We start from the raw sequence: 12,585 nt of genomic DNA on the forward strand, positions 1-12,585 counted from the left end.
ATTTTAAATTATTTGTCTGAAATAGCAGCGATACCAGGTAATGTCTTACCTTCTAGGTATTCAAGTGATGCCCCGCCACCAGTAGAAATATGCGTTAACTTGTCGCCAACGCCTAATTTCTTAACTGCGGCTGTTGAATCGCCACCACCGACGATGGTTGTAGCACCTGATAAGTTACCTAGGAATTCACCGATTGCCAATGTCCCTTTAGCAAAGTTGTCCATTTCGAACACACCCATTGGGCCGTTCCAAACAACAGTCTTAGCATCTTTAAGCACGTTTTCGAACTCAGCAATTGCTTTAGGTCCGATATCTAATGCCATGTAGCCATCAGGAATGTTACCTTCAACGGTTTCTGTCTTAGCATCGTTTGCAAACTTGTCTGCAACAACGTTATCAACAGGCAATACCAACTTATCGCCAGCTTTTTCGATTAATTCTTTAGCTAATTCAATTTTATCTTCTTCAACTAATGAGTTCCCAACTGTTAAACCTTTAGCTGCGTAGAACGTATAAGTCATCCCGCCACCGACGATTACTTTGTCAGCTTTAGCTAATAAATGTTCGATAACACCGATTTTGTCAGAAACTTTTGCACCACCTAAGATAGCAACAAATGGCCGTTCAGGAGCGTCAACTGCTTCGCCCAAGAATTTGATTTCTTTTTCTAATAAGTAACCAGCTACTGCAGGTTTGTTATTAGCTTTCATAGCTGTTGCAATCCCAACGTTTGATGCGTGAGCACGGTGAGCTGTACCAAAAGCATCGTTGACGAACATGTCGCCTAATGATGCCCAGTATTCGCCCAACTTAGGATCGTTTTTACTTTCGCGTTTGCCAAAGTCGTTGTCGATATCTTGGAAACGCGTATTTTCCATAACCAATACTTGACCATCAGTCATAGCATTGATGGCATCTTCTAATTCTTGACCTTCGTTTGAAGCAACGAAAGTAACATCTTTATTTAATAATTCGCCAAGACGGGCAGCAACTGGTTTCAATGTCAATTCTTTCTTATCTTCGTCACTCTTGATACGACCCAAGTGAGAAAGTAAGATAGCCTTACCACCATTATCGATGATGTATTGGATTGTTGGTAAAGCAGCTACGATCCGGTTATCGTCACCGATAACGCCGTCTTTGATTGGTACATTAAAGTCAACACGTACTAAGACTTTTTTGCCTTTAATATCTTTTAAATCTGCAACTGTTTGTTTTGCCATGTGGACAAACCTCCTAGATTTTCATAAAAAAAGGCGGAAGGAGTTTACCTCCTCCCGCCTTATAAAATGCACTCGCATACCTAAATTCACAAAAGCGAAATTAGATTAAGCTAGCAAATTTTTCTAATGTACGGATCATTTGAGCTGTAAAGCCTGATTCGTTGTCATACCAAGCAACAACTTTAACAACTTGGCCAGCGCCACCGCCAACGATTTGTGTTTGAGTAGGATCGAATACTGAACCGAATTCTGTACCAATGATATCTGATGAAACGATTTGATCATCGTTGTAACCAAATGATTGGTTGCCTTCTGTAACTTTCTTAACAGCAACGTTAACTTCGTCAGCTGTAACTTCTTTATCAAGAGTTGCAACTAATTCTGTTAATGAACCAGTAATAACTGGAACACGTTGTGCGTGACCGTCAAGTTTACCTTGTAATTCAGGAACAACTAAGCCAAGCGCTTTAGCAGCACCAGTTGAATGAGGGATGATGTTTGCAGCAGCAGCACGTGCAGCACGTACATTTCCACCGCGATCAGGACCATCTTGTAATTTTTGTGTAGCTGTGTAAGCATGGATTGTTGTCATTGTACCAGCTTTGATACCGAAAGCATCGTTAACTGCTTTAGCTAAAGGTGCTAAACAGTTTGTTGTACATGAAGCTGCTGAGATGATGTTATCGTCAGCTGTGATTGTGTCGTCATTAACACCGTAAACAACTGTCTTAACAGAACCAGCAGGAGCTGAGATAAGCACTTTCTTAGCACCAGCATCAAGGTGAGCTTGTGATTTTTCTTCTGATGTGTAGAAACCAGTACTTTCAAGAACTAAGTCAACACCATCATTCTTAACCCAAGGAATATTACGTGCATCTGATTCAGCATAAACTGGAATGTTCTTGCCATCGATAACGATGCTGTTTTCTGTAGCTGATACTTCGTGATCGAATTGACCATGAGCTGTATCATACTTTAATAAGTGTGCTAACATATCTGGTGATGTTAAATCATTGATAGCAACAACTTCCAATACATCACTGTTTGTTGCGTAAATACGACGTAAAGCTAAACGACCAATACGTCCGAAACCATTAATCCCTACTTTTGTAGTCATAATAGAATTTCCTCCTTTAGGAAATGAAAAATTTTTATTTTAAAGGGTTGCCCCTTGTAAAATCGAGTTTGCAGCACCTTCATCCGTGATTAACCACGTCTGTTTAGGTGCGAGGTGCATGTACGCTTGGATTGCTTGGGCCTTTGAAGCACCACCAGCTACCGCCAGTACACACGGAATATTCAATAAGTCACGAATCTGTAACCCGATTCGCGGAATCTTGTACACGACTTCACCTTGTGCATTGAAGAAATAACCAAAAGCTTCACCCACCGCATGCTTTTCTTTAAGCATCTTGATGGTTTCTATTGGCATCTCGCGTCGTTCAGCCATCACGATGGCTTCACCGATACTGTGCAAAACGCCTCGGCTACGTTCAATCAGTTTTAACACTTCTTGAACACTTGGTTCTTCTAACAAGGGCGCGTACGTCTTCTCACTCACCTGTTCAGGCACATACAATGCCCGATGTTTACCACCTGTCTGCTTTGCCATCTCGGCACAGACTGCATTGGCCTGAATATTAACACTTTCCCCAATACCTCCGCGTGCCGGCACAAAAATTAAATTGCGCTGCTTGGAAAGATCAGTTGAAAGTTCATGAGCTGCTTCAGCCATCGTCGTTCCACCCATTACTGCCACAACACTCTGACCTTGTGGTAATAATAATTGCAACGTACTATTGACTAACTTGCCCATTTCGGTGAGGACTTTTGCTTGTTCGTCACTATTGCCAGAAACAATTAAACAATGTTCAATTCCTAAGACTTCACTCAACTGACGTTCAGTCTGATGTAATCCTAAGAACTGATCCATTACTTGTCTTAACTGATCAAGGGTTTCATTCCCCTTCACGGTTAAAACCATACCCGATTTAGACGAATTAAGCAAACCTTGTGCTTTCAAAAAATCCGTCTCGGTTCTAATCACGCGCTCGCTCATTTTCAATTGTTCCGCAAGCGTTCGTCGACCAACTGGCGCGAGCCAATCGATATGTTGTAACACCTGGTAACGTTTCTTAATGATACCGACGAAATCTGGCGCAACCGCTTCTATTGCAGATAATTCATCGCGCAATTGCTATCGCCTACTTTCCGTGGGACATAAAATGTCCATCTGTGTCATTAGTCGACCCATGGTTGGCAAAAAATAAAAGGTAACTTACTAAACCTAGTAACTTATCCTTTCGAACAAGACCATTATAACAAGTGGGGAAAATAGATGCAATGCTTTGCGGTTGATGAATACGTTTTCTTTCCGAATATTTTTTTGCTCTTGATTTATCGTGATTTTCTCGAAATTTATACTTGAAATTTCTGCCTAACTCCGTTAGTATAATATATTGTACTGTTGAGTACACGGAATGCGTCGCTAGTGTAATGGATAGCACCCAAGATTCCGGTTCTTGAGATCCGGGTTCGACTCCCGGGTGACGCATATATATCTTTTGTATCACCACCTTATGTGGTAATTATACGAGGACCAGTCAATTTAACATTGACTGGTTTTTTATTGTATCTTAACAAATTGTTTAAACATGCAATGACTACGGCAAAATACTATACTTACTAATGCTTTTTCTATAATGAGAACTAAAATGAGAACTAAAAAGTCAATTAATTTTTCTATTGGCAAATTCTAAAATTAATCCGAACAGAAAAAACGCAAAGCAAGCTCTTATATCCGTAAAAATAAGCTGTGAAAAACTATATTAAGGTTTTTCACAGCTTATTTTATTTTGATGCCATCAAGATTTGATCTTAGTTTTGTGTCGGTTTTGAATCAACTGTTTGCCTTGCATTTTGTTCTTTAGTTAATTGCCAAGTGACTGTCGAGCCGTCGGGGTAACTCTTTTCCTCATTTTCGAAAGAGACTGTTTGATCATCGTTTATTTGATACTTAAATTGATGATCGCCAATCGTTAAAATGCTGTCAGTAATCTCATAGTTTTGATTATACGCAGCCCCTATTGAAGAAACTCTTGCAATCTTATTATCTTTCAAGTAACCAATCATGAAATTATCGTGAACCAAATTCTGCGGTGCCACATTTTTATTCATCGCCTGCTCAACATCCTCACCATTATACAAAATTGGCATTAATTGAAACCCTGTGCCAATTGATTTTTCGATAACTGCTTTACTATCGCTATCCTCTACAGTTTTTTCATTATTCACCCGACTTTCATTACTATTTTGAATATCGGTCTCATCTTGGGTGGCCATAGATGCTGATTTTGAAGACTCGCTTTTTTGTGTACTAGATTCTGAACTCGCGTTACCACTTTCTGACTTGGTTGATTCTGAAGAATTCGATTGAGCTTTCACAAGTCTCATTGAACTTGTCTCTGTGCTTTCATTACTAGCACTAATGTTCGCGTGATCTCGTTGCGAAAAAAAGATGCCTCCAATCAACAAAACACCCAAACTAATAATAATTTCAACTGCTATTCCCTTTCTTCTTTGCGATCTAACCTGAATAAAATCGTCATGCCATTGCGGATTATTTCGTCTTTCTTTATAGAAAGCGTATGTATGTTTGGTCCGAGTCCGAGTGCTTAAATATTTTTTTACCATTGTTATCCCCCAATAAAATAACTTCAATAATTTTATTCACACTATTAACTTAATAACTATAGCAAACTTCTTCTTAAATGCAAGAAATAATCAGCATTACACGCTTTTGTATTTGTTGTACAATTATCTCGTTACGAGTCCAAGGGAGGAGCCCCATCAATGCCGTCTTTTAAAACTTTATTTACAGGTACATTCACTCTTTTAAAGCAGTCCCCGGTCTATTTTCGTAGTGTGATATTGATGCATGGCTTTTTACTTTTAATTTGTCTGCCACTTTTGGGCAAAGCCAGTTACTTCATTTTAGTACATAATCAGATTCAGTTTCTCGCATTGAGTAACTTACCAACACTTATTCATCAGCATCCGATTGCGTTATTAGTATTCTTAGGGATTGGGCTATCAACATTATTGCTAGCCTTCTTCGAGTTGACGTTTCTTCTATTAAGTGTGTACTTCATCCAGATCAAACAGCCGCTTCCCCTGCAAACATTACTTAAGATGACCTTTACCCAAATCGCGCACCTGCGTAACGGCACTGTGCTTTTCTTTCTATATTATTATGTCTTAATTATGCCGTGGAGTGCTTTCGGCTATCACGCCGACTTGTTGACGAAGTTTAAATTACCGGCCTTCATTTTGGATTACATCATAACAAATCGCCGACTTGTTGGCATTTTATGTCTTCTCATTTACTTAGGCCTACTGTATGGCGGGTTGCGCCTGATTCTTACACTCCCTTATATTATCTTGCAACACATGCCATTAAAAAAAGCAATGCGCACAAGTTGGCACTTCACGCATCAGTATTTGATCCGCCTAGTTGGTCGGCTTTTACTCATCATCGGCATGCTCATTGGCTTTACCGGAATCATTTTTTACCTATTAATTCAGTTACAAGCCTTCATTGAGACCCACACTGCGGCCGGTTTTTCTAGTGCCGTCATCTTAATGACCCTTTTACAAGCTATCCTGCTCATTAATTGGGGCCTCTCGTTAGTCACCATCTTTTTCGTTATCATTGATTGCTTGCTGAGTGATTCACAATTTAATCACCCAACGGTCATTTATGCCAGTTTAAAACGAAATATGCCTTTCAGTGGTAACTTATGGATGTTAGTCGCGATAATCAGCTTAGTTGGTGTTGGTGTTTATAATTGGCATACCCTACACGCTATAACCATTCACAAACCACTAAGTATCTCACACCGCGGTGTTTCTCAAAAAAAGGGCGTCCAAAATTCACTGACAGCGCTCAACCAAACCCACCGTTTAAAACCAAACTACGTTGAAATGGATGTGCAACTCACTAAAGATCGCCAATTCGTGGTTTTCCACGACTTCCAACTTGCGCCACTGACTGGCTATTCAGGGACACCCCAATCCAAAACACTGGCCCAACTGACTAAAATGACCGTCCGTGAGCACCAACAAACCGCGCCAATTGCATCATTTGATGATTATCTTGCCCGCGCCAATCAGTGCCACCAAAAACTTTTAATTGAAATTAAGACCCCTACTACCGATAATCCGGAGTTAGTGCGCCACTTTTTGAACAAGTATCAAGCCAATATCGAAGCCCACGGCCACATGGTGCAGTCCTTAAACTGGCACGTGGTCGAAGCCGTCAAACAAGCAGCACCTAAAATTCAAACGGGCTACATTCTGCCGTTTAATTTCAGCGGTCCGCCGATTTCAAGCGCTGATTTCTACGCAGTGGAAATGACCACTGTCAACCGGCACTTCATTCAAGCCGCACACCAGGAAAATAAAGCGGTCTTCGTCTGGACCCCCAATGATTATCAAGCAGTGCACCGGATGATGTATTTTGGTGCAGATGGGGTAATCACCGATAATCTTAAAGCAGTTGAACAAGCAAAAAGCCGCAACAAACAGTTCCATTACGCTGAGCAACTTGCATATTATGTCATTGGCATTGGGTAATCATACAAAGCAGATTGTGTTTCAATTTTCCCTAATTTATTCACTAGTAAAATAGTAACCCAATAGCGCTTCAATCTTTTTTAAACCCCTCTAATAGCTTCAATGCCCTAATCGGCCTATTATTAATCGAGTTGCTGATTGCAATGATTCCTATCCAAAGAAAAAGTTTCCAAAAAAACAGCCGTCAATTTAAAATTGACGGCTGTTGCTGCTTTTATGCTTCTAAAAGTCGTTGTGCCTTTTGTGCGGCAACGTTCATGATGTTCCAAGGACGATCGAAACCAGGTTGGAAGAAGAAGTCAGCATATGCTAAATCATCGATTGTCATCTTACCTTGGATGGCTAGTGAAATGGCGTTGATGTTAGCTGTGACGTCTGCTTTAGACATGATTTGTGCCCCCAGTATGCGCCGGGTTTCTGGGTCAAATGTTAATTTGAATTTAACTTCTGGGTTTTCATCAGCTGGGACGAAATGCGGACGATAAGTTTCTGTTACAACAACAGATTGGGTCTTAACGCCAGATTTATCAGCAGTCCCTTCTTTAATCCCAGTTGAAGCAAAGTGGTAATCAAAAACACTCAAGGCTGATGAACCGGAAACAGCTGGGACGGGTTGGTTGGCTGTGACTAAGTTCTTAGCAGCATAACGACCTTGACGGCGGGCGTTTGTTGCCAAAGCAATCGGCATTTCTTTACCCGTTGGCGCGTACTTCACAACCGTTGCATCCCCAACTGCGAAAATATCAGGTTGGCTCGTTTGTAAGAATTCATTGATTTCAATTCGACCACTGCGGTCCAGTTGCAATGTATCTTTTAACCAGCCTGTGTTAGGGCGAATCCCAGCCGCTTCAATGACTAAATCGGCATCATATTCGGCTTGATCGGTCACAACTTTTGTCACTTTACCGTCCACGCCGACATATTCTTTAACGCCTTGCCCGACTGCTGGATAAATATTATGGGCTTGCATTTCAGTTGTTAATTCATCTGTAAATTCTTGATCGAGATAAAGGCTTAATAACCGTGGTAAGACGTCAACCACTGTGACGTGTTTGCCGGCTTTGGCAAAGACTTCAGCCGCTTCAATACCGATATAACCGGAACCGATGACAACGACGTTTTTCACAGTTGGATCAACTGTTTTGGCCTTGAGCTTAATCGCCCAATCACGGCCACGCATTGCATAGATGTTCGCTAAATCACGGCCTGGAACTGGTAATTCAAATGGAACGGCGCCGACACTTAAGACGAGCTTATCGTAACGTTCTTCGCGCGTTGTATTATGCTTTAAATCTTTCACTTGAACCATATGTTGATCAGCATCAATAGCAGTAATCGCTTCTTGTAAATGAACATCAACCCCTTTAGCACGCATGCCTTCTGGTGTTGCGTAACTAACATCGTCAACATTCTTGACAGTACCTTCTAAATAGAGTTGCATCCCGCAGGATAAGAACGATAGGAAATCACCCTGTTCGTACCATTGGATTGTTGCATCCGGATAATCGAGTAAACTTTCTTGAACAGTTTCAAAGCCACCATGGGATGAACCGACAACGATAATTTTCACATTAATCACTCCTTAATCTATTTTATGCAACCTAATTATAACGCAGATAATATTAATTACAAATTAAAACGTATTCGAAAACATTTTTTAACAAATCAGTCTTAAATTTCATGCTAGAAAAGTGGTTAGCGGTCTAATGAAAAAGCAAAGGACGGTCCAGCTTTTCATACCTTAATCGACGATTGTAGCCTCACTTTTCTCGCAACACAAAAATCAGCCGGCACCCTTTTTTTGGACGGATACCGGCTGATTGATTACCCAACAACCCCTTTGCTTGTATCAGCAGGATGGAAGAGTTGGTCAATAATTCCAGAAACACGCGTTAAGTCAACGTTCCCACCTGAAACTAAAGCCACAATATTTTTATTTGTTAACCATTGGGGAGCAATCTTGCCACTTAGCAACGCTGCCGTAGGTAATGCGCCAGCACCTTCTGTGACAATCTTAGTCCGTTGCATGAGATCTTTCATCGCAGTTGCGATTTCTTTTTCAGAGACTAGGATCATTTCATCGACTAGATTTTGAACAACTGGGAAAGTAAGGCCACCTGGAATCGCTACGTCCGTCCCATCCGCTAGTGTAAAATCATCGTGATGGCTAGTGATTGTGCCAGTCTTAAATGAAGCCGTCATCCCATGCACGTTTTCTGACTGAACCCCAATAATGTGAATTGAAGGGTTAAAAGATTTCAAAGCCGTCGCAATGCCAGCAATCAAACCACCACCGCCAACCGGTACAATCACCGTATCAACATTCCAAATCGCATCCAAAATCTCAAGTCCAATTGTCCCTTGGCCAGCCATAACTTCGCGATCATCGTAGGGATGAACAATCGTTAAACCCTTTTCGGCCGCTAATTGTTCCATGTATAGGCGTGAGTCGTTAAAAGTGGCACCGTGCAAAACCACATTCGCCCCATAGCCAGCGGTCGCTTGCTGCTTAGCAAGTGGTGCTTCTTCTGGCATCACAACGGTCGCATTAATCCCTAATAATTTAGCAGTCAGTGCGACCCCTTGGGCATGATTGCCGGCTGATGCCGTGATAATGCCTTTGGCCCGCTGCTCTGGCGTTAAATGGTTAATTTTATTGTTCGCGCCGCGGAATTTAAATGAACCCGTCAGTTGCATATTTTCCAATTTCAAATAGACATGGCCATGCGCCACATTGCGACTTAAAAACATCGATTGAATTAAAGGTGTTTCGCGAATATACGGCTTGATGGTTGCACGGGCTTCCTCAATATCCCGGATATCGCAAATAGCTGCAGTTTTTAATACTAATTGATTCGTTGCCATTCTGGCCACCTCTTTCATTGGAATTAATACAAGTGTCTACGGATAGGTTGTGCTATCCTTCACAATTAAATGTAAGCCATTCACTAAACATTGTCAAAACAAATCCGCCTTAAATTAGAACGCTTTCATTTGATGGTTATTAAGTTCTCATTCTAGTTGTTTGGTCAGCAAGATAGCGCTAGACTAGCTATAAAATAAAATGATGAGGTGTTCAACATGACCAAAGCAGTCATTAATTTTTTAGCGAAACTACCCGTTTAATCAAAAAGAGCGGAACGATGATTATCGTTCCGCTCTTTTTTAGAAGTGGTTCACAGAAATTACATCACATTAATCGTGACATCAATATTACCACGAGTTGCCTTTGAGTACGGGCAAATTTCGTCTGCTTTTTTGAGATACTTCATTGTTTCTTCTTCTGATAAACCTTCAATGTGCCCAAAAAGATCAACCCCAATATAATAATTGGCAGGGCCATCACTATAAAGGGAAACGGTCGCCTTAATCGTGGGTTCCCCTTTAACATGTTCTTGGCTAAGGACAACATCTAAGGCGCTGTTAAAGCAAGAACTGTAGCCGGCTGCAAAGAGTTGTTCTGGGTTGGTGCTCTTCCCTGATGGATCTGTTCCCGGCGACTTGATTACATATTTCTTTGCTTGATCGGGCGAATAAACAAAGCCATTGCGGCCACCTTCATTAATCATCGTTGTTTCATATTGTTTTGCCATGCAAAGCCCCTCTTTCTTTTCTTTAATACCCTTACTTTAGCACAGCAAAATTCAGAACCATAATGATTTGTTTACACAAAAAAGGCGCCAGCCCAAAAATGAATTTGGGACTGACGCCTTTTAGGGACTCGCTCTTTGCTAGTCGAAACATGTTCTATCAGCTATCTTCTTCCGGTTAATATCACACGCTATTTAATATAAGCCGTCTTGTAACTCCATTGTGCGCCAGCTGTGTTATGCACAACACCTTTGACCTTTGGATTCTTCAAGTACGCCGTATCATTTTGATAGAGCGGTGTGATACCTTGCACCTGATTCATGACTTGCGCAGCCGTCACGAGATCCGCCCAACGTTTATCAGGATCGTTCGCATCGGTATTCATGGCGCGGTCAAGGGCAGCCTTGTATTCTGGACTGTCAAACCCACCGGTATTGCTGGCAGCACCAGGTAACATGATTTCTAAAAACGAAATTGGGTCTTTGAAATCCGCTCCCCAACCTGCAAGTAATAAATCATAATCCCCTTTTTTATCGCGACTATTTGCAACCTGACTTGGCACCGTCTTCAATGTTAACTTGAGACCTGGCAAGCTTTTTTCAAGTTGGCCTTTAAGATATTGACCAACATATGACGCATTTGCATCATCGGAATTGAGGGTTAAAGTCAATGTGACTTTCTTTTGATCAGTCGCTTTCAATGCTTCATGCCAATGTTTCAGTGCTAATTGTGGATTATAATCCACGGTATTCGGAACTGCTTGTGATTTAGCAAAATCGACTTTTTTAGGCGAGTCGGCTAAGCCCACCGGTACGAAGCCGGTGATATCATTCTTCTTCGAACCAAACAAACGATTATTTAATGTTTTACGGTTAATCGCTAGTGAAATCGCCAATCTAAAATCTTGGTTATTCAAAAGGGCTTTTTTCGGTTCATCTGCTGCCTTGAAATTGTATTTAATATAGTTGGTTAACGCATATGGATAACGATGGAATGCTTTATCATCCCGATAATTATCAATTTGTTGATTATCTAACTGGGTTAAATCCAATTTCTTTTCTTGATAGAGATAAAGCGCCGTACTGGTATTTTCCAAAACGGTATAGTTGATTTGGTCTAATTTCACCTTTTGGCGGTCCCAGTAGCGGTCATTCTTCACAAATTGCCATTTCTCACTCGTCCCATTCCAATTAACTAACTTAAACGGCCCTGAGTAGACCATATATTTAGCATTTGTTGCATACTTCTTACCATATTTTGCAACCACTTTTTGATCTTGTGGCGCAAATAATGGATAAGCCATCAAGGTTTTCATGTAAGCCACAGGCGTCGATAACGTGACTGCTAACGTTTGGTCATCAACTGCTCGCACCCCGAGTTGATCTGAAGCCATTTCGCCCTTAGCAATCGCTGGTGCATTTTGGATATTGCTGAAAAGATTTGTATATGGTGATTTGGTTTCCGGTTTTAATGTCCGCTGCCATGAATAGACAAAATCTTGTGCCCGAATCGGGTCACCATTACTGAATTGGGCATCACGCAGTTTAAACGTCCATGTCTTCCCATCAGCTGAAACTGAACTCGCTTTCGCTAAGCCAGGTTCAATTTTACCGTTTTTGCCAAGCCGGAATAAACTTTCATAAATATTCCCTGTTTGGCCGTATCCCGTTGAAGTCGAGATATCAATTGTATCTAGTGGGGCTTGCGCGCCAAGCTGAAGGACCTGTTTGGCCTGCACCCCCGAAACTTGGCATAATAGGAACACCCCGAATATAAAAATTGCACTAACACTAAGTTTTAAGAACTGCCGCCTTCTTTGCATGACACGCCTCCTTACATTTAATAAGTAGAGCATACCAAATCAGCGCTCAAAAGTTAAATAATCAGCCTAAAACATCGACGGTAATCCGCTCATCCGTCCTCCTGAAATGACATTAATGACCGAATTTTATATTTGTGAAAAATCTGAAGAAAATAGAAGCATGTTCATTGCCCCGCTAAATCAGTATTCAATAGTTGTTAGTCTTCTGCTAAATAAAGTTTGACCATGCTATCCCCACTTTTAACAGTATCAAGGCTGACAGATGACAACTGGCATGTCTTTGGTGTTAAGATAAGGCTGATTCCTTTTAACGCG

At 41.2% G+C, this 12,585-nt stretch carries 9 protein-coding genes and 1 tRNA gene; 2 read left to right on the forward strand and 8 right to left on the reverse strand.

The features are described 5' to 3' along the window. Positions 1-8: 8 nt before the first annotated feature. From J7Q78_RS06735 to J7Q78_RS06745, 3 genes are all read right to left on the reverse strand, one after another. Positions 9-1,223 (reverse strand): phosphoglycerate kinase, encoded by a 1,215-nt coding sequence (locus J7Q78_RS06735; protein ID WP_208422247.1) that lies wholly within the window; start codon positions 1,221-1,223, stop codon positions 9-11. Between the two features lie 100 nt (positions 1,224-1,323). Continuing rightward, complete coding sequence (gap, locus tag J7Q78_RS06740; protein WP_208422248.1) at positions 1,324-2,340, reverse strand: type I glyceraldehyde-3-phosphate dehydrogenase; 1,017 nt, start codon at positions 2,338-2,340, stop codon at positions 1,324-1,326. A 39-nt stretch (positions 2,341-2,379) separates the two neighbouring features. Next, positions 2,380-3,417 (reverse strand): sugar-binding transcriptional regulator, encoded by a 1,038-nt coding sequence (locus J7Q78_RS06745; protein ID WP_154242610.1) that lies wholly within the window; start codon positions 3,415-3,417, stop codon positions 2,380-2,382. Between the two features lie 288 nt (positions 3,418-3,705). Here J7Q78_RS06745 and J7Q78_RS06750 point away from each other — a divergent pair. Further along, positions 3,706-3,777 (forward strand) — tRNA-Arg (locus J7Q78_RS06750). Positions 3,778-4,100: 323 nt separating this feature from the next. Here J7Q78_RS06750 and J7Q78_RS06755 read toward each other — a convergent pair. Next, positions 4,101-4,916, reverse strand: coding sequence for a hypothetical protein (locus J7Q78_RS06755; RefSeq protein WP_208422249.1), 816 nt, complete (start codon positions 4,914-4,916; stop codon positions 4,101-4,103). A gap of 159 nt (positions 4,917-5,075) precedes the next feature. Between J7Q78_RS06755 and J7Q78_RS06760 the strand changes: the two genes are divergently transcribed. Further along, a complete protein-coding gene (locus J7Q78_RS06760) occupies positions 5,076-6,857 on the forward strand; it encodes a glycerophosphodiester phosphodiesterase (RefSeq protein ID WP_208422250.1) in 1,782 nt (593 codons plus the stop codon). Between the two features lie 214 nt (positions 6,858-7,071). Here J7Q78_RS06760 and J7Q78_RS06765 read toward each other — a convergent pair whose 3' ends face one another. The 4 genes from J7Q78_RS06765 to J7Q78_RS06780 form a co-directional block, all read right to left on the reverse strand. Beyond that, entirely contained in the window at positions 7,072-8,427 is a 1,356-nt protein-coding gene (locus J7Q78_RS06765) for an FAD-dependent oxidoreductase (protein ID WP_154242608.1), read from the reverse strand. 254 nt (positions 8,428-8,681) lie between these two features. Next, on the reverse strand, positions 8,682-9,722 hold the full coding sequence (tdcB, locus tag J7Q78_RS06770) for a bifunctional threonine ammonia-lyase/L-serine ammonia-lyase TdcB (protein ID WP_154242607.1): 1,041 nt from the start codon (positions 9,720-9,722) through the stop codon (positions 8,682-8,684). Between the two features lie 320 nt (positions 9,723-10,042). Further along, positions 10,043-10,450, reverse strand: coding sequence for an organic hydroperoxide resistance protein (locus tag J7Q78_RS06775; RefSeq protein WP_089556936.1), 408 nt, complete (start codon positions 10,448-10,450; stop codon positions 10,043-10,045). 188 nt (positions 10,451-10,638) lie between these two features. Continuing rightward, entirely contained in the window at positions 10,639-12,270 is a 1,632-nt protein-coding gene (locus tag J7Q78_RS06780) for a peptide ABC transporter substrate-binding protein (RefSeq protein WP_208422251.1), read from the reverse strand. Between the last annotated feature and the right edge of the window lie 315 nt (positions 12,271-12,585).

It is taken from the genome of Latilactobacillus fragifolii (assembly GCF_905332535.1).
Classification (GTDB): Bacteria; Bacillota; Bacilli; order Lactobacillales; family Lactobacillaceae; genus Latilactobacillus; species Latilactobacillus fragifolii.